The organism is Pseudomonas zanjanensis (assembly GCF_014268745.2).
Classification (GTDB): Bacteria; Pseudomonadota; Gammaproteobacteria; order Pseudomonadales; family Pseudomonadaceae; genus Aquipseudomonas; species Aquipseudomonas zanjanensis.
Window position 1 is genome coordinate 1 of record NZ_JABWRB020000018.1, and the last position, 301, is coordinate 301.

The 301-nt window shown below is 49.5% G+C and carries 2 tRNA genes; both read left to right on the forward strand.

Annotation, left to right across the window (positions count from 1 at the left end):
* The first annotated feature begins 60 nt into the window (after positions 1 to 60).
* Positions 61 to 137 (forward strand) — tRNA-Ile (locus HU715_RS27190).
* 10 nt (positions 138 to 147) lie between these two features.
* Positions 148 to 223, forward strand: a tRNA-Ala gene (locus tag HU715_RS27195).
* Positions 224 to 301: the final 78 nt, after the last annotated feature.

Genomic DNA, 301 nt, shown 5'->3' on the forward strand with positions numbered 1-301 from the left:
TAGAAGCAGCTTTAAGCTCCAAGCTGATAGCTCACAGCTAACAGTTACAAGCTCGAAATTGGGTCTGTAGCTCAGTTGGTTAGAGCGCACCCCTGATAAGGGTGAGGTCGGCAGTTCGAATCTGCCCAGACCCACCAATTTTGTTATGGGGCCATAGCTCAGCTGGGAGAGCGCCTGCCTTGCACGCAGGAGGTCAGCGGTTCGATCCCGCTTGGCTCCACCATAAACTGCTTCTGAAAGCTTAGAAATGAGCATTCCATCAAGGTGATGGTGAATGTTGATTTCTAGTCTTTTGATTAGA